This is a genomic window from Klebsiella sp. CN_Kp073, assembly GCF_040065495.2.
Taxonomy (GTDB): Bacteria; Pseudomonadota; Gammaproteobacteria; order Enterobacterales; family Enterobacteriaceae; genus Klebsiella; species Klebsiella aerogenes.
This window is the reverse complement of record NZ_CM198051.1, coordinates 3,078,131-3,097,868: the sequence shown is the minus strand read 5'-3', so window position 1 is coordinate 3,097,868 and position 19,738 is coordinate 3,078,131. Positions and strand designations below refer to the sequence as shown.

General features: G+C 52.9%; 26 protein-coding genes and 2 pseudogenes. 8 read left to right on the top strand and 20 right to left on the bottom strand.

The window, feature by feature from the left end:
• Window positions 1-14 precede the first annotated feature (14 nt).
• The 4 genes from oppC to ABLV66_RS15065 are packed head-to-tail and all read left to right on the top strand — an operon-like array spanning window position 15 to window position 3,832.
• Window positions 15-923, top strand: a complete 909-nt coding sequence (gene oppC / locus ABLV66_RS15080) for an oligopeptide ABC transporter permease OppC (protein ID WP_015367068.1) — start codon at window positions 15-17, stop codon at window positions 921-923.
• A gap of 11 nt (window positions 924-934) precedes the next feature.
• On the top strand, window positions 935-1,948 hold the full coding sequence (locus ABLV66_RS15075) for an ABC transporter ATP-binding protein (protein WP_047046733.1): 1,014 nt from the start codon (window positions 935-937) through the stop codon (window positions 1,946-1,948).
• Window positions 1,945-2,949, top strand: coding sequence for a murein tripeptide/oligopeptide ABC transporter ATP-binding protein OppF (oppF, locus tag ABLV66_RS15070; RefSeq protein ID WP_015367066.1), 1,005 nt, complete (start codon window positions 1,945-1,947; stop codon window positions 2,947-2,949). The genes ABLV66_RS15075 and oppF overlap by 4 nt, the downstream gene beginning before the upstream one ends.
• Before the next feature lie 16 nt (window positions 2,950-2,965).
• Window positions 2,966-3,832, top strand: a complete 867-nt coding sequence (locus ABLV66_RS15065; protein ID WP_348877135.1) for an ion transporter — start codon at window positions 2,966-2,968, stop codon at window positions 3,830-3,832.
• Between the two features lie 68 nt (window positions 3,833-3,900).
• Here the strand turns inward: ABLV66_RS15065 and ABLV66_RS15060 are convergent, their stop codons facing one another.
• Window positions 3,901-4,230, bottom strand: a complete 330-nt coding sequence (locus ABLV66_RS15060; protein ID WP_015367064.1) for an HI1450 family dsDNA-mimic protein — start codon at window positions 4,228-4,230, stop codon at window positions 3,901-3,903.
• A 34-nt stretch (window positions 4,231-4,264) separates the two neighbouring features.
• The gene (gene cls, locus ABLV66_RS15055) at window positions 4,265-5,725 is read right to left on the bottom strand and encodes a cardiolipin synthase (protein ID WP_045397543.1); all 1,461 of its coding nucleotides are present in this window, start codon (window positions 5,723-5,725) and stop codon (window positions 4,265-4,267) included.
• Between the two features lie 144 nt (window positions 5,726-5,869).
• Here cls and ABLV66_RS15050 point away from each other — a divergent pair, with 144 nt between their 5' ends.
• Window positions 5,870-6,043 carry a YciY family protein gene (locus ABLV66_RS15050; protein ID WP_086538044.1) on the top strand — a complete coding sequence of 58 codons (174 nt, stop codon included), beginning with the start codon at window positions 5,870-5,872 and terminating at the stop codon, window positions 6,041-6,043.
• Window positions 6,044-6,095: 52 nt separating this feature from the next.
• On the opposite strand, the gene ABLV66_RS15045 is transcribed toward ABLV66_RS15050, so the two are convergent.
• Window positions 6,096-6,392, bottom strand: a complete 297-nt coding sequence (locus ABLV66_RS15045; protein WP_015367051.1) for a YciI family protein — start codon at window positions 6,390-6,392, stop codon at window positions 6,096-6,098.
• 210 nt (window positions 6,393-6,602) lie between these two features.
• Here ABLV66_RS15045 and tonB point away from each other — a divergent pair, with 210 nt between their 5' ends.
• On the top strand, window positions 6,603-7,337 hold the full coding sequence (gene tonB / locus ABLV66_RS15040; RefSeq protein WP_047046726.1) for a TonB system transport protein TonB: 735 nt from the start codon (window positions 6,603-6,605) through the stop codon (window positions 7,335-7,337).
• A 37-nt stretch (window positions 7,338-7,374) separates the two neighbouring features.
• Here the strand turns inward: tonB and ABLV66_RS15035 are convergent, their stop codons facing one another.
• From ABLV66_RS15035 to pfkB, 3 genes are all read right to left on the bottom strand, one after another.
• On the bottom strand, window positions 7,375-8,241 hold the full coding sequence (locus tag ABLV66_RS15035; protein ID WP_047046724.1) for a fructosamine kinase family protein: 867 nt from the start codon (window positions 8,239-8,241) through the stop codon (window positions 7,375-7,377).
• Between the two features lie 105 nt (window positions 8,242-8,346).
• Entirely contained in the window at window positions 8,347-8,631 is a 285-nt protein-coding gene (gene ghoS / locus ABLV66_RS15030; protein WP_047046721.1) for a type V toxin-antitoxin system endoribonuclease antitoxin GhoS, read from the bottom strand.
• A gap of 86 nt (window positions 8,632-8,717) precedes the next feature.
• Complete coding sequence (gene pfkB / locus ABLV66_RS15025; protein WP_348877134.1) at window positions 8,718-9,650, bottom strand: 6-phosphofructokinase II; 933 nt, start codon at window positions 9,648-9,650, stop codon at window positions 8,718-8,720.
• 357 nt (window positions 9,651-10,007) lie between these two features.
• On the opposite strand from pfkB, the gene ABLV66_RS15020 reads away from it, so the two are divergent.
• Both ABLV66_RS15020 and ABLV66_RS15015 read left to right on the top strand, forming a co-directional pair.
• The gene (locus ABLV66_RS15020) at window positions 10,008-10,766 is read left to right on the top strand and encodes a DUF481 domain-containing protein (RefSeq protein ID WP_015705111.1); all 759 of its coding nucleotides are present in this window, start codon (window positions 10,008-10,010) and stop codon (window positions 10,764-10,766) included.
• 575 nt (window positions 10,767-11,341) lie between these two features.
• Window positions 11,342-12,535: a tyrosine-type recombinase/integrase gene (locus ABLV66_RS15015; protein ID WP_348877133.1), complete on the top strand. Its 1,194-nt coding sequence runs from the start codon at window positions 11,342-11,344 to the stop codon at window positions 12,533-12,535.
• Here ABLV66_RS15015 and ABLV66_RS15010 read toward each other — a convergent pair.
• The 14 genes and pseudogenes from ABLV66_RS15010 to ABLV66_RS14945 form a co-directional block, all read right to left on the bottom strand.
• On the bottom strand, window positions 12,505-12,747 hold the full coding sequence (locus tag ABLV66_RS15010; RefSeq protein ID WP_074165349.1) for a hypothetical protein: 243 nt from the start codon (window positions 12,745-12,747) through the stop codon (window positions 12,505-12,507). The genes ABLV66_RS15015 and ABLV66_RS15010 overlap by 31 nt on opposite strands.
• 106 nt (window positions 12,748-12,853) lie before the next feature.
• Window positions 12,854-13,681 carry a DUF1281 family ferredoxin-like fold protein gene (locus tag ABLV66_RS15005; protein ID WP_348877160.1) on the bottom strand — a complete coding sequence of 276 codons (828 nt, stop codon included), beginning with the start codon at window positions 13,679-13,681 and terminating at the stop codon, window positions 12,854-12,856.
• A gap of 18 nt (window positions 13,682-13,699) precedes the next feature.
• Window positions 13,700-13,929: pseudogene (locus tag ABLV66_RS15000) on the bottom strand (DUF4222 domain-containing protein); the annotation flags it as partial.
• Window positions 13,907-14,287: a phage protein NinX family protein gene (locus ABLV66_RS14995; protein ID WP_348877132.1), complete on the bottom strand. Its 381-nt coding sequence runs from the start codon at window positions 14,285-14,287 to the stop codon at window positions 13,907-13,909. The gene ABLV66_RS14995 and the pseudogene ABLV66_RS15000, both read right to left, overlap by 23 nt.
• Complete coding sequence (locus tag ABLV66_RS14990) at window positions 14,284-14,505, bottom strand: TraR/DksA family transcriptional regulator (protein ID WP_348877131.1); 222 nt, start codon at window positions 14,503-14,505, stop codon at window positions 14,284-14,286. The genes ABLV66_RS14995 and ABLV66_RS14990 overlap by 4 nt, the downstream gene beginning before the upstream one ends.
• Window positions 14,506-14,558: 53 nt before the next feature.
• Window positions 14,559-14,693 (bottom strand): annotated as a pseudogene (locus tag ABLV66_RS14985) (DUF1382 family protein); the annotation flags it as partial.
• Window positions 14,690-15,007, bottom strand: a complete 318-nt coding sequence (locus ABLV66_RS14980; RefSeq protein WP_348877130.1) for a hypothetical protein — start codon at window positions 15,005-15,007, stop codon at window positions 14,690-14,692. The gene ABLV66_RS14980 and the pseudogene ABLV66_RS14985, both read right to left, overlap by 4 nt.
• Window positions 15,004-15,222: a hypothetical protein gene (locus ABLV66_RS14975; protein ID WP_348877129.1), complete on the bottom strand. Its 219-nt coding sequence runs from the start codon at window positions 15,220-15,222 to the stop codon at window positions 15,004-15,006. The genes ABLV66_RS14980 and ABLV66_RS14975 overlap by 4 nt, the downstream gene beginning before the upstream one ends.
• Window positions 15,219-16,340: a DNA-methyltransferase gene (locus ABLV66_RS14970; RefSeq protein WP_348877128.1), complete on the bottom strand. Its 1,122-nt coding sequence runs from the start codon at window positions 16,338-16,340 to the stop codon at window positions 15,219-15,221. Before ABLV66_RS14970 ends, ABLV66_RS14975 begins: the two co-directional genes overlap by 4 nt.
• The gene (locus ABLV66_RS14965) at window positions 16,337-16,531 is read right to left on the bottom strand and encodes a hypothetical protein (protein WP_348877159.1); all 195 of its coding nucleotides are present in this window, start codon (window positions 16,529-16,531) and stop codon (window positions 16,337-16,339) included. The genes ABLV66_RS14970 and ABLV66_RS14965 overlap by 4 nt, the downstream gene beginning before the upstream one ends.
• 272 nt (window positions 16,532-16,803) lie before the next feature.
• Window positions 16,804-17,484, bottom strand: coding sequence for a lambda exonuclease family protein (locus ABLV66_RS14960; protein ID WP_348877127.1), 681 nt, complete (start codon window positions 17,482-17,484; stop codon window positions 16,804-16,806).
• Window positions 17,481-18,398 (bottom strand): phage-derived integrase/recombinase RecT, encoded by a 918-nt coding sequence (recT, locus tag ABLV66_RS14955; protein WP_348877126.1) that lies wholly within the window; start codon window positions 18,396-18,398, stop codon window positions 17,481-17,483. The genes ABLV66_RS14960 and recT overlap by 4 nt, the downstream gene beginning before the upstream one ends.
• A 20-nt stretch (window positions 18,399-18,418) precedes the next feature.
• On the bottom strand, window positions 18,419-18,697 hold the full coding sequence (gene gamL / locus ABLV66_RS14950) for a host nuclease inhibitor GamL (RefSeq protein ID WP_348877125.1): 279 nt from the start codon (window positions 18,695-18,697) through the stop codon (window positions 18,419-18,421).
• Window positions 18,698-18,704: 7 nt separating this feature from the next.
• Window positions 18,705-19,676 carry a hypothetical protein gene (locus ABLV66_RS14945; RefSeq protein WP_348877124.1) on the bottom strand — a complete coding sequence of 324 codons (972 nt, stop codon included), beginning with the start codon at window positions 19,674-19,676 and terminating at the stop codon, window positions 18,705-18,707.
• Window positions 19,677-19,738 lie beyond the last annotated feature (62 nt).

Below are 19,738 nucleotides of genomic sequence, written 5' to 3'. Positions count from 1 at the left end.
AGCCGGAGTTCGCCATGATGTTAAGTAAGAAAAACAGCGAGGCGCTGGAGCACTTCAGTGAGAAGCTGGAGGTTGAGGGCCGTAGCCTGTGGCAGGATGCGCGTCGCCGCTTTATGCATAACCGCGCGGCGGTAGCCAGCCTGATTGTGCTGGTGATTATTGCGCTGTTTGTGACTATCGCTCCAATGTTGTCGCAGTTCTCCTATTTCGATACCGACTGGGGGATGATGTCCAACGCTCCGGATATGGAGTCTGGTCACTATTTTGGTACCGATTCATCCGGTCGCGACCTGCTGGTGCGCGTAGCGATTGGCGGACGTATTTCGCTGATGGTTGGCGTGGCCGCAGCGCTGGTGGCGGTGATCCTCGGCACCCTCTATGGTTCACTTTCCGGTTATCTCGGCGGCAAAGTGGACTCGGTGATGATGCGTTTGCTGGAAATCCTCAACTCCTTCCCGTTCATGTTCTTCGTGATCCTGCTGGTTACCTTCTTTGGTCAGAACATCCTGCTGATCTTTGTGGCGATCGGGATGGTATCTTGGCTGGATATGGCGCGTATCGTACGCGGCCAGACTCTAAGCCTGAAACGTAAAGAGTTCATTGAAGCCGCGCAGGTCGGCGGGGTATCCACCGCGAATATCGTTATTCGTCATATCGTGCCGAACGTCCTGGGGGTGGTGGTGGTTTACGCTTCACTGTTGGTACCCAGCATGATTCTGTTCGAATCCTTCCTGAGCTTCCTCGGCCTTGGTACCCAGGAGCCGCTGAGCAGTTGGGGCGCGTTACTCAGTGATGGCGCCAACTCAATGGAAGTCTCGCCGTGGCTGTTATTGTTCCCTGCCGGGTTCCTGGTGGTAACGCTGTTCTGTTTCAACTTTATCGGCGATGGCCTGCGTGATGCCCTCGACCCGAAAGACCGCTAAGGAGCGCCGTCATGAGCACAATTGAAATGACTAAAGCGCCGCAGGCCGCGCAGCAAAGCGGTCTGCTGCTGGATGTGAAGGATCTTCGGGTGACGTTTAAAACGCCGGATGGCGATGTCACCGCGGTTAACGATCTGAATTTTAACCTGCGGGCTGGTGAAACCTTAGGTATCGTCGGTGAGTCAGGTTCCGGTAAATCGCAAACGGCATTCGCTTTAATGGGGCTGCTGGCGGCGAATGGCCATATCGGTGGTTCCGCCACTTTTAACGGTCGTGAAATCCTCAATTTGCCGGAGCGCGATCTGAATAAGCTGCGTGCCGAACAGATTTCGATGATTTTCCAGGATCCGATGACGTCGTTGAACCCTTATATGCGGGTCGGCGAGCAGCTGATGGAAGTGCTGATGCTGCATAAAGGGCTGAGCAAAGCCGCGGCTTTTGAAGAGTCGGTACGGATGCTCGATGCGGTGAAGATGCCGGAAGCGCGTAAGCGCATGAAGATGTTCCCGCACGAGTTCTCCGGCGGGATGCGCCAGCGCGTGATGATCGCCATGGCGCTGTTATGTCGGCCAAAACTGCTGATTGCCGATGAACCGACCACCGCGTTGGACGTCACCGTGCAGGCACAGATCATGACCCTGCTTAACGAGCTGAAGCGCGAGTTTAACACCGCGATTATTATGATTACCCACGACCTCGGCGTGGTGGCGGGGATCTGCGATAAGGTACTGGTGATGTATGCCGGGCGTACCATGGAATACGGTCAGGCGCGCGATGTGTTCTACCAACCGTCGCACCCGTACTCGATCGGTTTGCTCAATGCGGTACCGCGTCTCGATGGCGAAGGCGATTCCTTGCTGACGATTCCCGGCAACCCGCCGAACCTGCTGCGTCTGCCGAAAGGATGTCCGTTCCAGCCGCGCTGTCCGCATGCTATGGAAATCTGTAATAGCGCTCCGCCTCTGGAGTCGTTTGCGCCAGGTCGCCTGCGCGCCTGCTTTAAACCGGTAGGGGATCTGCTATGAACGCCGTGATCGAACAAAGAAAAGTGTTGCTCGAAATTGCTGACCTGAAAGTACATTTTGATATTAAAGATGGTAAGCAATGGTTCTGGCAGCCGTCAAAAACGCTCAAAGCGGTGGATGGCGTTACTCTGCGCCTGTATGAAGGCGAAACGCTCGGTGTGGTTGGTGAATCCGGCTGCGGTAAATCGACCTTCGCCCGCGCCATCATCGGCCTGGTGAAAGCTACCGACGGTAAAGTGGCCTGGCTTGGAAAAGATCTGTTAGGCATGAAGCCGGAAGAGTGGCGCGACGTGCGCAGCGATATCCAGATGATCTTCCAGGATCCTTTAGCATCGCTGAATCCGCGTATGACCATTGGCGAAATCATCGCTGAACCGCTGCGGACCTATCACCCGAAGATGCCGCGTCAGGAAGTGCGCGATCGCGTGAAGGCGATGATGATGAAGGTCGGACTGCTGCCGAACCTGATTAACCGCTATCCGCACGAATTCTCCGGCGGCCAGTGTCAGCGCATTGGTATCGCTCGCGCGCTGATCCTTGAGCCTAAGTTGATTATTTGCGATGAGCCGGTATCGGCGCTGGATGTTTCCATCCAGGCGCAGGTGGTGAACTTACTACAACAACTGCAGCGGGAGATGGGGCTGTCGTTGATTTTTATTGCCCATGACCTGGCGGTAGTAAAACATATTTCCGACCGCGTGCTGGTCATGTATTTGGGTCATGCGGTGGAGTTAGGTACCTATGATGAGGTGTACCATAATCCGCTGCATCCTTATACCAAAGCGCTGATGTCGGCCGTACCGGTGCCGGATCCTGATCTTGAGAAGAATAAAACCATCCAACTGCTGGAAGGGGAGTTGCCTTCGCCGATTAATCCGCCTTCGGGTTGCGTGTTCCGCACCCGATGTCCATTGGCCGGGCCCGAATGCGCCAAAACGCGTCCGGTGCTGGAAGGCAGTTTCCGCCATGCGGTTTCCTGCCTGAAGGTAGACCCGTTATAATCACTTGGGCTGACTGATGTCAGCCCTTTTTTATTGTGAGGTTAACGTGGCAGTTTCGCTTTCCGCCGCCCGTTTGCGGCTTTACCATTTACTTTTCGATCAAACTCGTCGCTCCGGCCGCCGTTTTGAAGGGCTTTGCGGTTTATTCGCCCTGTTGAGCGTGGTCATTATTTTTGTTGAGTCCGGGCTCGGTTCGCAGTATCACCTGTCGCTAGATGAATGGCATATTTTTGTCTGGCTGGAGTTGGGGGTCACCGCGGTCTTCACCGCGGAATATATTTTACGCGTTATAAGCTGGCCGAATCCGCTGCGCTATATCTTCAGCTTCTGGGGATTTATCGATCTGGCGACCGTTTTGCCGCTGTATGTGATGTGGCTATGGCCGGAAATGAGCCTCGAGTATGTTTTTGCCTGGCGGGCCATGCGGGTTATCCGCGCGCTGCGTATTCTTAAACTGCTGCGCTTTATGCCGTCGCTGAATATTTTTTGGCGGGCTATCGTCAGCGCCCGCCATCAGCTCATTCTGTTCTACTCGTTTATTGCTATTGTGATGGTGATTTTCGGCTCGCTGATGTATTTAATTGAAGGGCCGCAATACGGGTTTACCACCTTAAATGCTTCGGTCTATTGGGCAATCGTCACCATTACTACCGTGGGGTATGGCGACATTACGCCGCATACGCCGCTAGGGCGGATACTCGCCTCGGTGTTAATTCTCATCGGTTATTCTATCATCGCCATCCCAACCGGGCTGATAACGACACATATGACTTCGGCGCTGCAAAATCGACGCGCCCGCCGCGTTTGCCCAAACTGCAATAACGCCGAGCATGATAAAAATGCCCGTTTCTGCCACGCCTGCGGAACAGAATTACCGCACTAACGTATAAAACAAAAAGCCTGCCGATGTTACCGTCGGCAGGCTTTTTTACAGGCGCATTAGCTTAATGCTTATTCACGCCACAGAATGTGGCACAGCTTGTGATCTTTTTCGCGGCACAGCAGAACGCGAGCGAAGATATCGTTGATCTCACCGCCATCGGTATCGGCCAGGCCAATGACAACTTCGGCGAAGAAATCTGGATTGAGGTCGTAATCGACATGCTCCTGCCAGTCTTCCGCCGGGTCAAACAGCTCGGCGCCGCCGCGCTCTTCAAACTGCAGATTGAAAAGAATGATATCCGCTGGGTCTAGGTTATCTGCCGCCAGCTCAAGAAAGATATCGTAGGCCTGTTCGAGCGTTTCGTCTTCGGTCAGGCGATTGTTTAAATCCATATCCATGATTGCTACCCGTTAAGCATCTGATGGGCACGTTTTACAGCAACGGGCTGAAGAAGTAAAACAGTCGCTCTGCGATCCGCTGCCATAGCGGACGTTTGGCCCACAGTTTTGCATCCAGCAGGCGCGATCGGGAGATGTAATCGTCCTGTACCGCCGCCAGGTCTCCGCCGAAGCCCACGTCGTCGATCGCCAGCGTGATCTCGAAATTAAGCCACAGGCTGCGCATATCGAGATTAACGGTACCGACCAGGCTCAATTCGCCATCCACCAGCACGCTTTTGGTATGTAGCAGACCGCCTTCGAATTGGTAAATTTTCACGCCAGCGGCAAGCAGTTCAGTGAAGAAGGCGCGACTGGCCCAGCCTACCAGCAAGGAGTCGTTTTTACGCGGCATGATAATACTCACCTCGACACCGCGTTGGGCGGCGGTACAGATGGCGTGCAGTAAATCATCGCTGGGGACGAAGTAGGGGGTGGTCATGATCAGATGTTCTTTCGCCGCATAGGCTGCGGTTAACAACGCCTGATGAATCAAATCTTCCGGGAAGCCGGGACCAGAAGCAATGGTATGGATGGTATGGCCATTGGCTTCCTCAAACGGCATGATGTTGACGTCCGGCGGCGGCGGCAAAATTCGCTTGCCGGTCTCAATTTCCCAGTCGCAGGAGTAGACGATACCCATCGCCGTCGCCACCGGACCTTCCATTCGCGCCATCAGATCGACCCATTGGCCGACGCCGGAATCCTGTTTGAAGTAGCGCGGGTCAACCATATTCATGCTACCGGTGTAGGCAATATAGTTGTCAATCATCACCATTTTACGGTGCTGACGCAGATCCATACGGCGTAAAAATACACGCATTAGATTCACTTTTAGCGCTTCGACCACCTCGATACCGGCGTTACGCATCATTGCCGCCCACGGGCTGCGGAAAAAGGCGACGCTACCGGCCGAATCGAGCATCAGCCGGCAATGCACGCCGCGTCGTGCGGCTGCCATCAGCGATTCCGCCACCTGGTCGGCCATCCCGCCGGGCTGCCAGATGTAGAACACCATTTCGATGTTATGCCGCGCCAGCTGGATGTCTCGAATCAGCGCCTGCATGACATCATCAGATTCGGTCAGCAGCTGTAGCTGGTTACCTTTTACGCCAGCGATTCCCTGGCGACGTTCGCACAGTTTGAACAGTGATTCGGCAACCGGACTATTTTCTTCAGCAAAAATATGTTTGCAGCTTTTCAGGTCCGTTAGCCATTTGGCGGTGGAGGGCCACATGGCGCGAGCGCGCTCGGCTCGACGCTTACCAAGATGCAGTTCGCCGAAAGAGAGGTAAGCGATAATTCCCACCAGCGGCAGGATGTAAATAATCAGTAACCATGCCATGGCGGAAGGCACTGCGCGACGTTTCATTAGAATGCGTAATGTAACGCCGGCAATCAGTAGCCAGTAACCAAGAATGACCAGCCAGTTTACGACCGTGTAAAAGGTTGTCATAGATGAAAAATCCTTTTGAATAGCCCGATGCCATGAGTTTACGCATCATCATCCATCTGGCAAATAAAAACGCAGCGAAAGCGATGGTCAGACAGATTCATCGGTTTATAATGAGGGCTGTTTTTCACTCGTAGAGTAGTAGCAATGAAGCGTAGTAGAACGGAAGTAGGGCGCTGGCGCATGCTTAGACAAGTAAGTCGCCGTAAATCGCGCTGGCTGGAAGCCCAATCTCGCCGCAACATGCGGATTCTTTCAATCAGGAAGTGCCTGGTCAAACGGCAGCGTCATGCTTTGCTGTTCACCTTCTCTGAATTCTGAGAGTTAAAACGAAAGGCACCGCTTGCGGTGCCTCTGTGTTTTAAGTGGGTGATTAAAATACTTTTTTGTAAGGTTTCACCGAGACGTGCTGATAGACGCCTGCGGCGATATAGGGGTCATCGTTGGCCCAGGACTGCGCGGCTTCCAGCGATTCAAATTCTGCGATAACCGTTGAGCCGCTAAATCCTGCCGCGCCAGGTTCATTGCTATCTACCGCGGGCATCGGGCCTGCGGTCAGTAAACGGCCTTCATCATGTAATAGTTGTAGGCGCGCCAGATGGGCAGGGCGCACCGCCTGGCGTTTTTCCAGAGAATCGGCGATATCTTCTGCGTAGATGACGTAAAGCACGGCAAGGCTCCTTAATCAAAAAATAGGCAAATCACGTGACGTGAAAGCGTTATGAGCAGCAATGTAAGATGCGCACGCCTTTAGCATGCCACGGCACGCCGGTTTTTTTCCACAAAACGAGGCAAAATTTGATGCAAGATAACACGTCTTATTGAATATGATTGCTATTTGCATTTAAAATCAGGGCATCATTTTTCAACAGAAACGACTATGAGCGCAATGACCCTTGATTTACCTCGCCGCTTTCCGTGGCCAACGCTGCTGTCCGTGGCTATCCACGGTGCCGTTGTGGCGGGGTTGCTTTATACCTCGGTACATCAGGTTATTGAAAAGCCTTCGCCTTCACAGCCAATCGAAATAACGATGGTGGCGCCGGCGGATTTAGAGCCTCCACAGGCGGCGCAGCCGGTCGTTGAACCCGTTGTTGAACCGGAGCCGGAACCTGAAGTGGTGCCTGAGCCGCCAAAAGAGGCGCCAGTGGTAATCCACAAACCGGAGCCGAAGCCCAAACCTAAGCCGAAACCAAAGCCTAAGCCAGAGAAAAAGGTCGAGCCGAAACGTGAGGTGAAACCCGCTGAGCCGCGTCCGGTCTCGCCGTTTGAGAATAACAATACGGCGCCTGCGCGTACCGCCCCGAGTACGACGGCGGCAACGGCAAAACCGATGACCACCGCGCCGAGCGGTCCTAAGGCGTTGAAACGCGGCGATCCTTCTTACCCGCAACGTGCGCAGGCGCTACGTATTGAAGGTGACGTGAGCGTGAAATTTGATGTTACTGCCGATGGTCGCGTGGAGAACATCCAGATAGTCTCTGCTAAGCCGGCCAATATGTTTGAGCGTGATGTCAAAACAGCGATGCGTAAATGGCGCTACGAGCCTGGCAGACCGGGTACTGGCCTGACGATGAACATCCAATTCCGCTTAAATGGCGTGAAAATGGATTAATCCTGCTGATGAAAAAGGCCCCTTTGAGGGCCTTTTTTTACGCTTCTTGCAGGGCTTCATCGAGCGCTTTTTGCGCGGTAACCAGGTGTTGGCCGCCGAACAGAATCGCCCGATTAAGTAAGGTATATAGCTGGTAAATCGGTTGTCGTTCAAGGAAGCCAGCAGGCAGCGGCGAGACCGACTGGTAACCGTCATAAATCTGCGGCGGCTGTTCCGGATGAAGTGGCAGCATAGCCAAATCGCATTCGCGATCGCCCCAATAACACGCCGGATCGAAAATATACGGGCCATTGGGCCCCAGCGCGCAGTTCCCTGACCACAAGTCGCCATGTAATAAAGAAGGCTGCGGCTGATGGTTGCTGAGCCGCCGCTGTACGGTGTCGACAATGCTGTCGATATCGCCGAAGTGCAGCCCTTTTTCCGCCGCTAGCTCCAGCTGCCAGCCAATGCGTTGTTCAGCGAAAAACGTTGACCAGCGGCGCTGCCAGGCATTCGGCTGCGGGGTCGTCGACAGATCGTTGTCAAAATCAAGGCCAAACTGCGGCTGATCGCTCCACTGATGTAAATGGGCTATTTGCTGACCGAGAAGAAACGCGTTATGTGCATCCAGCGGGCGCGGCGGTAAATATTCCATCACCAGAAAGCTGTAATCCCGATCGCTGCCGACGGCGAAGACCTGCGGAACGCTAACGGTTTTACAGCGCGAGAGCAGCTCCAGCTGATCGGCCTCCGCGGTAAAAATGGGGAGCAGCTCGCGTTCATCGCATTTGACGAAATAATCTTTCCCGCCAAAACGTAAATGCCAGGCGGCATGGATTTCTCCGCCGGGTAGCTCGTTGCGCAGTTCGATTTCAGCGCCGTCAGTGTGCTGCTCGCTTAACAAATTGCTAATAGCTTGCCACATGCTGTCTCTCCCCATGTTTTCCACCATATCATAAGGTTAGCGTATAAACTGGCCGTAAAGTTCGAGCTAACGCACAACTGGCGCCTTCCGCGATGGTAATCGCACTTATTGAGCTTTTAACCATTCGCTAAATGTGGTGATGGCGATCTCTGCCGGTCTGCCTAAGGCAGTTTCCGCAAGACCTGCGCTTAAAGCTCGGACGTCGTCGGCGCTCTGCGCGCTCAGCAGGCCAAATGTGTTGGTGCCTAATTCATGAGTTTTGCCATCATCATCGTTGAGCGTCAGGACAAAACCTGCGCGGATGAAATGATTGCTGAGCTCATTTATCTCGGTCAGCGCCTGTTCCTGAAATTTAACGGTGATCACGTGCGCGGTAATATCGTTGCTCATTTTTCACTCTGTTGTTATGCATGGAATTTCTAGCATAGACCATGATGGCGAATTGACCCCCTTCACCGGAGCGAAGGGGGGCGAGGCTAGCGGCCGCACAGGTAATCGTAGATTTTCTGCGTATTGGCTAAGGAACAGAGACGGGTGCCGTGGTTAATCGTGGCGGCGCTACCGGCGGCGACGCCAAAGCGGACCATATCTTCCAGCGAGGCGTGCTCGGCGAGACGCAATGTCATCGCGCCGACCATACTGTCGCCGGCGCCGACGGTGCTTTGGCTTTTCATCGGCGGCGGCACCACCTGTACGCTACCGTTGGAATCAACCCCCAGCGCCCCCTGCGGGCCCAGCGAAACCACTACCCGGCGTACTTTTCCGGAGCGGATGAGCTCCAGCGCGGCATTGCGCACATCGTCCGGCTGGCTGAGGTCGCGCTGTATCAGCGCGCTGAGTTCTTTCTGGTTAGGTTTGACCAGTTCGATATTGCCAACGTCCAGCGCGGCGGCCAGCGCATCGCCAGAGCTGTCGATGATGCAACGCAGCCCGTGTTGCTGGGCATTTTTTACCAGTTGAGTCAGATGCCCGACGCTGATACCGGGCGGCAGACTGCCGCTGATAACCAGCAGAGAACCGGGCTCAATCGCCAGCACTTTCTCTTCCAGGCGGCGGAATTCATCTTCGGTTAGCGCCGCGCCGGGCATGACAAAGCGATATTGTTCGCCGCTGGCATCGACATGCACATGTAAGTTTTGCCGCGTCCAGTCGCGGGTTTCTACTGTTTCGACCGGGACCTGCTCGTCAGCCATCAGGGCTGAAAGATGCTCGCCGGTGGCGCCCCCAACCGGAAAAATCGCCGTCGCTTTACCGCCCAGAAAAGTAATCGCCCGGGCGACGTTGATGCCGCCGCCGCCGGGTTCGAAAACCGGAGCGCTACAGCGTAATTTGCCTTCGGGGTAAATTTGCGGCGTCAGCGTTGCGCTGTCGAGTGATGGGGCTAGCGTGAGCGTATAAATTTTGGTCATCCTGTTCCTCCTTAATACGAATAAAGCTGCTTTTTTAAGCATGGCACCGAAATGGAGTGAGGGGAAGCGGGGCGGGCGGCGGATTTACAAAGATGTCTGTGTTTTTATCTTTATGAAATAAAGATTGTTTTGGGAACCGTCTTATTCAAAAAACGAAATAGCAACTGATTGCTAAGTTATTCGTGCTTTTTTATAATCAAGCGCCTTTCTTAAGACTCGCATTCAGCGCGCCTCGCGAAAGTTTCCGGGACCTGTCGGGTCTCCTTAAATGTTGTACGGACTCTAAATTCAATGAAGGGATCTCTGGTCCATTCATCATTTGTACTGTCCTGAAGATATGTATTTTAGAGAGTTATAATGAAGCTTTTGAAGACAGTACCCGCAGCGGCATTGCTGGCGGGGGGGCTTTTTGCGTCTGTAAACGCACTGGCCGATGATTCCGTTTTTACCGTCATGGATGACCCTTCCACTGCTAAGAAACCTTTCGAAGGTGCTGTGAATGCGGGTTATCTCGCTCAGTCCGGCAACACGAAAAGCTCCTCAATGACCGCTGACTCAACGCTGACCTGGTACGGCGATACCACGGCCTGGTCACTGTGGGGCAACGCGAGCAACACGTCCTCTAACGATCAACGCTCTTCGGAAAAATATGCCGTTGGCGGTCGTAGTCGTTATAACCTGACCGATATGAACTACGTATTTGGTCAGGCCAGTTGGCTGACCGACCGCTACAACGGTTATCAACAGCGCGACGTCCTGACCGCCGGTTATGGTCGCCAGATCCTCAACGGCCCGGTTCACAGCCTGCGTTTTGAATTTGGTCCGGGCGTGCGTTATGACGAATATACCGATGGCGATAACGAAACTCAGCCGCTGGGTTACGCGTCCGGAACCTGGGCGTGGCAGATGACCGACAACGCTAAATTTACGCAAGGTGTTTCGGTATTCGGGGCTGAAGACACGACGCTGAATTCGGAAAGTGCATTAAACGTGGCCATCAACGCCCACTTTGCGCTACGCGTCGCCTATAACCTGACGTGGAACTCGCAGCCGCCGGCCTCGGCGCCGGAGCATACCGACCGCCGCACCACCTTGTCGCTCGGTTATAAAATGTAATTTTTCAGGCCGGGCAGCCGGCCTGATTCCTGTTGTTTCCTGCCGGGTATGAATACTCAATATAACGGATGATTTTTTCATTCGTTTTTTAGCGGTGGGGGGATTTATTTATGTATGCAGATAATTTATCGATTAATTAACCGCGTGGTATGAGCGGGAATTGCCACGATTAATTGTCAGCGCCCCTTGCTATTTAAAAGAAGAATAACCATTTAGTTATTGCGTCTTTAATCGCGCACTAATGATGTGTACACTAACACCCGGTGTTATCAACGAGCGGCTGCAGGTGAGGGCGGTTCAATAGATAGACGGGCGTACTCATATTTTCGCAGAGTGAAGCGGGAGCTGAGCCACAACTCGTTGATAATTATGATTATATTGTTTTGTATGTGCTCTTTCGTGTAGGTCACTAACACTGTTTCATCCTGTTCACCTCTGTTTCACCACCTCCCTTTAAACCCTCGCCATCATTGACTAATCCGCTTGCGGGTGTTTCACTCCGTTTTACTTTATTCCACTTTGTGCCACGGAAATTGTGTACACATCGATGTACACAGCTGGCGGGTGTACATCTCATGCTTACAGACGCAAAACTCAGAAAATTAAACGGCAAATCGATCCCAAAACGCATGGAGCTTTCCGATGCGAATGGCCTTTCTGTTCGAATCACTCCAACCGGCGTTATCGTTTTCCAGTATCGATACAAATTTGACGGGCGCCCCCGGAGGATGACCTTGGGTCAATATGACCAGCTATCTCTAAAAGAGGCCCGCGAACTGGTCAGCGAATACCGGAAGCTGGTTTCTGTAGGTAAAGATCCGATTACTGTTCGTGACATGACGGTTGAAGCCAATGTGAAAGCAGCTACCGTGGAGGATTGCATTAAAGCATGGCTGGCGAGCGCTGCTGCAAGCCGTCTTGTTAAGCGCGATGAATGGGAAAGAGCGCTCAATCGCCACGTCGTTCCGTACGTCGGATCCATGCTTGTGGATGAAATGGCAATATCTCACTGGCAGCCTGTATTCAAACGCATGCGAGACAATGGGGCTGAAACATACGCCGGCGAGATACTCTCGAGAATGAAAACTATTTTCTCTTACTGCATTCGAATTGAGTTGATAAAACGTAACCCGGTGAGTGATCTGAGAGTCATTGACGTTGGTAAGCCAGCCAGAAAAGGGAAGAGGAATCTGAACGATAAGGAGATTGGTGCCTTCTGGCATGCGGTAGAGGCATCAACGATAACTCACCAGAATAAATTGCTGCTGAAGCTGCTATTACTGACGGGCTGTCGCGGTGTTGAAATGCGTCTGTCCAAGAAAAGGGATTTTGATTTGGATGGCAGAGTGTGGCGCGTTCCTGATGAACATTCTAAAACCAGGGAGCCATTTGAAAGGGGGCTTTCATCTGCGGCGGTGGAACTATTGAAGGAAGTGTTTGAACTCTATCCTGACTTTGAGCAGGTATTTCCTCCTGCGTCCAAAAAGGAAGATCGCCCAATGGCTGCCAGCGTAATACTGAACCTGGCGATCCAGTTACGTGCTGACATGACCATTGAGCATTGGTCGATACATGATTTGCGGCGGACGGCAAAAACGAAGATGGCAGAGCTGGGTGTCCTGCCGCATGTTTCTGAGAAAGTATTAGGCCATAAGTTGAGTGGAGTCCTCGCAATTTATGACCAGCATAGTTATCTGCGTGAACAGCAAGAAGCACTGGACCTTCTTGCCGCACATATTCAGTCATGCGTTGACTCAACCAACCCCTGAGCCTCCATGAAACGCATCACATCGCAATATCGGTATTGCTCACCACCGCGACCTGGATTTGTACCTGGTGCTTTTTCTGGGAACGGGGTACCGGCGGCGCTCCATTGTTGGCGCTTACGATAGAAGGTTGTGCGGGATATGCCTCCCAGCATCTGCTGGACTGTCTCACGGTTTACAATCACCGGATTTACTGCGACTTGAGTATTGTTCATTCCTATACCTCAGGCAAAAAGAACCCGGCGCCTGGCCGGGCAAAAGGGATAATGGAGGCGGTGTTTTCGCACCCAATAGCCAGCTCATAACTGGCTATAAGTTGCGTCAGTCGTCATCGTCGTAGTTGTACTGGCCATTCATGCCGTGCTGTTGCGGCGTGTCGCCTGGGTAGCGAACCTGAAAAGCAAACTTTCGCCATTTGAAATGCTCTTCTTCGGTCTGTTCACTCCAGCGCGGAGCAATGTCATCTGCTGACCATGCGCCATCTTTCAGCAGGACTGTTCCGCAGTTGCTGCCCATATCTTCATCCGCAAAACTGATATGGAATTCAAGGTATGGAAATCTGCTGGCGAGTTCATGGTAAACAGGCTCTGGGCAACTCCATGCTGTCTCAAAACGAATCACTAGCGGGGCGCCGCTCGCCGCATGACGCGTCAGCTTCTTTTTGAAAATACGTTTATCGTATGCCCGCACGTGAGTTGGCCGATGCTGATATCCTCGCTTTACCCTTTCATATGGCCTAGAGATAGGCATTTCTACGCTGTAGGCATTCCACTTTGTTCCCCATTTAGCGCACGACCAGTCATACCAGGAGTAAAACCCGTAGCGGCGCTTATTTTCGATGCGCATCAGTGCGTGTTGCTTAACCTTTTTTATGTATTTGTCCGTGCTTCCATGCTTGCGCATCATCTCTATTACTGCGGATGGGCTTTCAATTTCTTCAAATGCGAAGCGGCCCATATGCTCTCCAGCGATAGCACTGGCAAGTTTTTCCACCCAGGAACTCTCGTCAATCATCAGGCTCTTTGGCATGCGAGAAATATTGTTGAAGTCAATATTCCCGCGCTTATTAGTAATTGATCGGATAAACGCGAGGCGCTGTTTATTAGTTCCGCCGATAACGCGGATTTCGTTTGTTACGTGGTTTGGCATGCTTTCTCCTTCCGCCGCACGCTGGGCGCGCAGCTTCTTCAGGTGTTCTGCTGTTTCGATTTCTTCTGCGATCCGCTCGGCCTGTGCTTTGGTCAGTGGCTCGAATTCATGCTGAAATCGGGCCATGCTGGCGATGCAGGTGCGGCCGTTACGGATGTAGTGGATTACTTCGTGGGTAGTGCGGAGGACTTTGCAGGCTTGCCGTGGGGATCGGCGTACCAGGTATTAGGCTGGATTATCCTGAACATTGGCTGAGTCCTGCATCATGAGGAATACAATCATTGCGGCGCGTAGCGGGTTGACGTTGTCCTGATAATGGTCTGGGTCATAATCCCAACACCAACAACCATCCGTCATCATCCCGCCAACATGTGCGCACCATGACTTTTCAATTTCAGCCCAATTAAGGCTAATTTTGTTTTCTAAGATGATGGGCCATGCATCTGATGGGTTTGTACATGGTTCGAAAAACGAGTATTGATGCCGACCATGACGTCTAAAAATCACTGAATGGGTTTCGCAAAAATCCTCTTCGAGGAAGCCGCCGACCGCCATAGCTACGCGCTTGCTAACTTCATAGTCACTCAATTCGCTGTAATCCATCATAATCCCCTCTGCTTATTCTTCAGCTCGATAACGCTCTGGCACTCCGCGCATGTCTGGCAGCCGGGAACGGCAGCGCGCCGCGGCGCCGGGATATCCTCTCCGCATTCACTACAATGCTCAGCTGATATGGCGTTGTGGTTTATCCGGTGCGCTGCGATTGCCATGTCGATTCGTTGCTGCGCTAGTTCGTTGGCCTGATCGATGATTTCTGCGCTCATGCTGCACCGCCTTCGCCTTTTTCCGCTTCAACTGCCATCTGCTCAAGCTTTCATGAAAGCTCGGCAGACAATGCTTGGAACTCTTCCTCTGTCGCTACCGGGATCGGCACAAAACGGATGCCGATATGAGCGAGGCCATGTGCGGCCTCAAGGCATTTCCTCAAATCAACTGGAGAGGCTCTGTTCATGCTGTACCGCCTGCGTTGCGCAGCCAGATGCAGACTGCACCATCTTCCGTTTCGTGAATTGAACCGACAAACCAACCATCACCAGCGGGAGTTTCTGGTTGCCACGCTGAAATGTCATAGCCGTCGACATCGGGGTCAACGTCATCCTCATCGCGGCAAATTACTTTCCATTCGAGGCCGTTCTTCTCCAGCCAGGTGTTGAATTCATCAGGAGAGATAAATTCACGTCCATTGCAAAATTCATCGTAGAGTGGGTGAGTCCAGTAACCATATTGATCTCGCTCTACGGGCAGGGCTTTAAACTCTGTTGTCATTGTTCGGCTCCAAACCGCCCGTTAAGGCGGCCAGTTTTGACGACGAACTCCAGGAGGCTAACTCCAAGAGGTGCAATTTGCTGGTGGTGTTTCTTGATGATGGGCTTAACTGTTGCATCCCATTTAGGCTTTGGCTTTTTGCGCATAGCCTGTTTGATTTCCTCTGTACAACGGCGGCAGGCGGCGCGGATGGCGTTTTCGTCGGCTGGTGTCATGCGGCCTCCGTTTTCTTTTTGAAGGAGTGAGCAATCCGCGCAGAAGCAATGGTTACGTAATCCGGGTTCAGTTCGATTCCGATGAAGTTATAGCCTTCCTCGATGGCGGCCCGGCCAGTGCTCCCGCTTCCCATCCACGGATCAAGCACTGTTCCACCTAGAGGGGTAATTAGTCGGCAGAGATAGCTCATCAGAGCGAGCGGCTTAACAGTAGGATGATTGTTTCTAGCGCCATTGGTGCGACCGGCACCGGCGCGCGGGTCGTTTATACCGACGCTTCCTTCTTTGCGTCCACCTGTCATGTCGCTTGCTGATGTCGCAATAAATCTCTCGAGACCTTCGTCGCGCTCCTTCGGTTTGACCTTGGCGCAATAGAAGAATCTTGCCGCGCTTCCTTTATCGCCGTGGTGGACGGTGGCCACGCGCTTGCGTATTCCAAGTACTTGACCTGTTGATGCTGCTGAAGGTTCGTTGCCGGTTACTGGTGCTGCAGCGCCAGCATTAGCAGGGAAGCAGGCGATAACCTCTTCACTGCCGTCGTGAATAATGTTGGCTGGCCAGCGCCCTTCCGGCGCCTGCTCGAAGTCGGCAACCGGTTTGGTACCGTCACGCTGATGCGAAAGCAGGCCGCCGGAGCCACCATTAAGCGCTTCATCGGTAGGTATCCGGCAGGCGTCGATATTGATTGCTCCGGTACCATGTTCGTTCATGTTGGCTGACACGGTTTGCTTGAATGGCTTTCGAGCCATGACGATCGGTTCGTGCGCAGGCTTTAGAGCCGTTCCCCAACCATCAAAATCACCATCTAAGTTATGCGACTTGGGGAAGCCGCTGCCGTAAATCCATAGGATCTGGTCGCGGATTTCGAACCCGGCATCCTCAACGTTAACGACAAGTCGGTGATAGGTACGTGATCCGCCGAACGCCAGAAGATGGCCGCCAGGCTTGAGAACTCGCAGGCATTCCTGCCACTGCTCTACCTTAGGGACGTCGTAATCCCATTTGTGATTCATGAAGCGAAGCCCGTACGGCGGATCCGTCACGATGGCATCAACGGAGTTATCAGGCAGAGTTTTAAGGACTGCCTCACAGTGCCCGACGTGAAGCTGATATGTCATACATCCTCCCTTTCAGGGTCGCAAACATCCCAACCGTTTCGTTCGATATTGTCCTGCAGCCGTCGATTTCCGATCTCTTCAATGCTTCGCCCGGTGATTTCAGCTATTTCTACGTTTGTGTGTCTGCGGAGAAGTGCCAACTCTTCTACAGACCATTCAAGCGGCAGCTTCCCGCCAGATTGCTGTAGCATTGCAGCGCGCTTACTTCTCACCGAGTAGATAGAGCGACCGGTGGCAGTAGCTATTTCTTCATTGGTAAATCGACCTAGCAGGAATAACTCAGCTTTTGTCCACGGTCGGCCATTCATCCGACAGGGGAGTTTTATTTCAAGGCGCCGGGCTTTATCGATGATGGCTGATTCAGATCGCTCAAGCTTTGCAGCGATAACAGGAAGGGGCATGGTCTTACTTACTTCGTGAAGAAACAGATTTTCCCATGGTTGCCAGTGGCTAGCGCCCATAGCTACCTCCATTGCTCGCCAAAGGAGAAGCCGATCTCCGCCAGGGCCTCATCCATCTTCTCAATGAACTCCGGCACCATTTCATCAAAATCGGCCATATATTGAGGATCCCGCTCAACGACTACATGGTGAATGCCTTCGCGTTTCATGCGTGGGTCGTAGTTTGCAAAGAACCAGGCCTCTTTCCCTGTGATCCACATGCTGTACTGAACTTGCGCCATGTAGTCAGACTTAATGGCCTCGAATCCTCCAAGGCGGAACTTCATGAAGTCGCGAGAGGTGAAAGGGCATTTCAGCTCAAGCCCAAACTCGTTACTGCAAAGGCCGTCAGGGGAGCAGGCTGTGCGCATGCTCTCATCTCGAAAGAGGATCGGGGTTTCCACAACGTTAACGCCAGTCGTGAACTCGAATAGCGTCCGCGCGTCTTCTTCGTATTGCTTTCCCCATGCCAGCGCCTTGGCGTTAACTTCCGGCGCTACACCGGTACATACTTCAGCAAGAAGAGTATGGAAATAGGACATTTTCATTCCTGTCCATTTGGTGCCGGAGCGCGGTTTTGAAATGACATTGTGTACTTCGGAAGCTGTAATAACGCCGAGGCGCAGCTTATGCCACGCCTCATCGCCCTGTTCTATGGTGGTCACGTCAATGCCGGTACGCGCCAGGATGGTTTCTGGTGTCATGCTGCTGCCTTCTGTCTGAGGAACCCTAGAGCCTTAACGCCTTCCGGTTCTGTCAGGTCGGCGGGCTGCGAAATAGGGCGTTTGAAAATGCGTGAGCAGAGAGGGAGAAGATCTGCTTCCCATGTCTTATCCAAAGAGACAAGCAGGTCGTTAATCTCTTTCTGCGTAGTTTCGCTAAGCGGCGTTATATCGCGCTCAGGCTGACGCTCGGCTGCAAAGTTGATACCTTCTTCGCCCTCGGTGTTAACGTGGTCGATGGCGGCGTCTAAGCGTTCACGCCGCGGCCAGTACTTTGCAGCCTGTTTCACGACCGTCTTAAGGATCATCTGTTCTTCGTCAGTTACCCATGGACACTTCTTGCTGTTGTCAGATTTATACTTTTTCCACGCTTCAGACCGGTCACGGATTGCGTAGATAGCGTCGATGCGCATCGTATGAGTGAGGTAATCACCGTCGTCAGTTTTTACCGTTACATACGCGCCTACTATGTCCCCGCGCTGCTCTTCTGTATCAAAGTCGTTGTGGATGTGAGCTGGTGGCTTATCAATTCCCTCGCGGCGGAACTGGTCGTTTCTACGAACTATGGCTGACTGGCACCACTTAATTGCGCCTGACTGCTGCGCGATATGCATCAGACCCATGTAACTGATGTCGAGGCATACGGCGCCTTTTCTCGGTACCAGGTAAGCAAGTTTTTGTGCCGGGTTAAGAGAAATACCGATAGCGGCTACGTTGATAATGGCGTTTTGCGTGCTTGTCTGGTTCTGGAAGGCGACTTTGGCGAGATAATCGTTGTTCTGGAAAAGCTGGATGGCAAACTGGCTTTCTTTCGCCCATACCATCCGTTCGTCAGTAGCTGCCTTAACGAAGAGCGGCTCTTGCTGTTTGACGAAGTCCACAAGTGTGAAACCCATCTTTAACTCCTTTAGTCATTTCAGAAGGGACAGGAGGTTAGTCGCCCCCATTCCTCTTCAGCGCGGGCATAGGCGCAGACAGAGATGTAATCGTTATAGGCTTCTTCAGCCTTATCACCGATAAGGGCTAGCTGAGCCTCCTTTGGAAGAAAAAGGCTGCTCATTTGCAGAGGCTTGGACGGGAACATGGCGATCAGTTCTTTCGTCCGGTCGTCAATCCACTTTTCTTTGTCCTCGGAAAGCTGCTGCTCAACCCAGCGACGTTCTTCAATGCGGTCGTATGTGAGAAATGCGTTCATTTGAACCTCAGTAATGAATTGTCGCGCAGGGGATCAGGTTATCTTTCAATGCCGTAAGCACTTCGATAGCCTGCTCGCGGGTGATGCTGGTATGACTGGTTAACGCGTTGACAATATTGGTGCCGACAGTCTTACGGTGTTTAACGTCAGCCTCTCTTTTCGCCTGCTCTTCGGCTTTGCGCTTTTCTTCAGCCAGGCGAGCTTCTTCTGCCTGTTTTGCTTTAAGGCGCTCGGCTTCGACGGCCGCGGCTTTTTCACGCTCAGCCCGCGCTTCGGCTTCCAACTTCTCACGTGCCGCACGCTGTTCCGCTTCGATGCGCTGACGCTCAGCCAGCTCTGCACGTGCTTTCTCTTCAGCTTCGCGACGCGCTGCGGCTTCAATCTCCGCTTTGTGCTTCGCTTCGGCGTCACGCTTGGCCTGTTCAGCTGCTTCGCGCTTAATTCGTTCTTCGTGTTCTCGTCGGGCCTGTTCCGCCAGGCGGAGCTGCTCTTCACGGTCATGGTCAAACTTGTCATTCATCAACAGTGCCATTTCGTGGTCTGCTTCGTACTGGATCGCGCGCTGCAGATCGATGTTCTCGTTCATCACCAGCGCTTCGGCATGCAGCGTGTTCATGGCTTCTTCGGCCTTAATGCGCTCCTGCTCGGCTTCCCACTCGGTGAGCGGGCGGCGCACCTCATCTTTAAGCGCGTCAAGTCGCTCACGAACAATCCGTCGGCTTTCGTCGATCTGCTTCGGTAAGGCTTTAAGCTCAGCGACCAGGTCTTTCCCGGCGTTGTCGATATATGTTTTTGAACGGGCCACCTTATGTGCCATGGATGCGATAGCGTCGCGGCCTTTACGAGTCGACACATCCGGGACAAGGCTGCGAGCTTCCTTTTCGATCGCCTCAATAATCGGGTCGAGTTGCTCTTTGGTGGTGAATACCGCCATTGCGTTCTGTTTCTCAATGACTACTAAATCCGTTACTTCGCTCATGGCTTCTCCTGAATTTTTGGTGTACGAATCCTGCCCGCTTGTTGCCAGGCAGATCGGTTGAA

What these genes read in the sequence shown, in the direction of transcription:
- oppC (WP_015367068.1), top strand. Translation starts at nt 15, where the DNA reads ATGATGTTAAGTAAGAAAAACAGCGAGGCGCTGGAGCACTTCAGTGAG.
- ABLV66_RS15075 (WP_047046733.1), top strand. Translation starts at nt 935, where the DNA reads ATGAGCACAATTGAAATGACTAAAGCGCCGCAGGCCGCGCAGCAAAGC.
- oppF (WP_015367066.1), top strand. Translation starts at nt 1,945, where the DNA reads ATGAACGCCGTGATCGAACAAAGAAAAGTGTTGCTCGAAATTGCTGAC.
- ABLV66_RS15065 (WP_348877135.1), top strand. Translation starts at nt 2,966, where the DNA reads ATGTCAGCCCTTTTTTATTGTGAGGTTAACGTGGCAGTTTCGCTTTCC.
- ABLV66_RS15060 (WP_015367064.1), bottom strand. Translation starts at nt 4,230, where the DNA reads ATGGATATGGATTTAAACAATCGCCTGACCGAAGACGAAACGCTCGAA.
- cls (WP_045397543.1), bottom strand. Translation starts at nt 5,725, where the DNA reads ATGACAACCTTTTACACGGTCGTAAACTGGCTGGTCATTCTTGGTTAC.
- ABLV66_RS15050 (WP_086538044.1), top strand. Translation starts at nt 5,870, where the DNA reads ATGAAGCGTAGTAGAACGGAAGTAGGGCGCTGGCGCATGCTTAGACAA.
- tonB (WP_047046726.1), top strand. Translation starts at nt 6,603, where the DNA reads ATGAGCGCAATGACCCTTGATTTACCTCGCCGCTTTCCGTGGCCAACG.
- ABLV66_RS15035 (WP_047046724.1), bottom strand. Translation starts at nt 8,241, where the DNA reads ATGTGGCAAGCTATTAGCAATTTGTTAAGCGAGCAGCACACTGACGGC.
- ghoS (WP_047046721.1), bottom strand. Translation starts at nt 8,631, where the DNA reads ATGAGCAACGATATTACCGCGCACGTGATCACCGTTAAATTTCAGGAA.
- pfkB (WP_348877134.1), bottom strand. Translation starts at nt 9,650, where the DNA reads ATGACCAAAATTTATACGCTCACGCTAGCCCCATCACTCGACAGCGCA.
- ABLV66_RS15020 (WP_015705111.1), top strand. Translation starts at nt 10,008, where the DNA reads ATGAAGCTTTTGAAGACAGTACCCGCAGCGGCATTGCTGGCGGGGGGG.
- ABLV66_RS15015 (WP_348877133.1), top strand. Translation starts at nt 11,342, where the DNA reads ATGCTTACAGACGCAAAACTCAGAAAATTAAACGGCAAATCGATCCCA.
- ABLV66_RS15010 (WP_074165349.1), bottom strand. Translation starts at nt 12,747, where the DNA reads ATGAACAATACTCAAGTCGCAGTAAATCCGGTGATTGTAAACCGTGAG.
- ABLV66_RS15005 (WP_348877160.1), bottom strand. Translation starts at nt 13,681, where the DNA reads ATGCCAAACCACGTAACAAACGAAATCCGCGTTATCGGCGGAACTAAT.
- ABLV66_RS14995 (WP_348877132.1), bottom strand. Translation starts at nt 14,287, where the DNA reads ATGATGGATTACAGCGAATTGAGTGACTATGAAGTTAGCAAGCGCGTA.
- ABLV66_RS14990 (WP_348877131.1), bottom strand. Translation starts at nt 14,505, where the DNA reads ATGAGCGCAGAAATCATCGATCAGGCCAACGAACTAGCGCAGCAACGA.
- ABLV66_RS14980 (WP_348877130.1), bottom strand. Translation starts at nt 15,007, where the DNA reads ATGACAACAGAGTTTAAAGCCCTGCCCGTAGAGCGAGATCAATATGGT.
- ABLV66_RS14975 (WP_348877129.1), bottom strand. Translation starts at nt 15,222, where the DNA reads ATGACACCAGCCGACGAAAACGCCATCCGCGCCGCCTGCCGCCGTTGT.
- ABLV66_RS14970 (WP_348877128.1), bottom strand. Translation starts at nt 16,340, where the DNA reads ATGACATATCAGCTTCACGTCGGGCACTGTGAGGCAGTCCTTAAAACT.
- ABLV66_RS14965 (WP_348877159.1), bottom strand. Translation starts at nt 16,531, where the DNA reads ATGCTACAGCAATCTGGCGGGAAGCTGCCGCTTGAATGGTCTGTAGAA.
- ABLV66_RS14960 (WP_348877127.1), bottom strand. Translation starts at nt 17,484, where the DNA reads ATGACACCAGAAACCATCCTGGCGCGTACCGGCATTGACGTGACCACC.
- recT (WP_348877126.1), bottom strand. Translation starts at nt 18,398, where the DNA reads ATGGGTTTCACACTTGTGGACTTCGTCAAACAGCAAGAGCCGCTCTTC.
- gamL (WP_348877125.1), bottom strand. Translation starts at nt 18,697, where the DNA reads ATGAACGCATTTCTCACATACGACCGCATTGAAGAACGTCGCTGGGTT.
- ABLV66_RS14945 (WP_348877124.1), bottom strand. Translation starts at nt 19,676, where the DNA reads ATGAGCGAAGTAACGGATTTAGTAGTCATTGAGAAACAGAACGCAATG.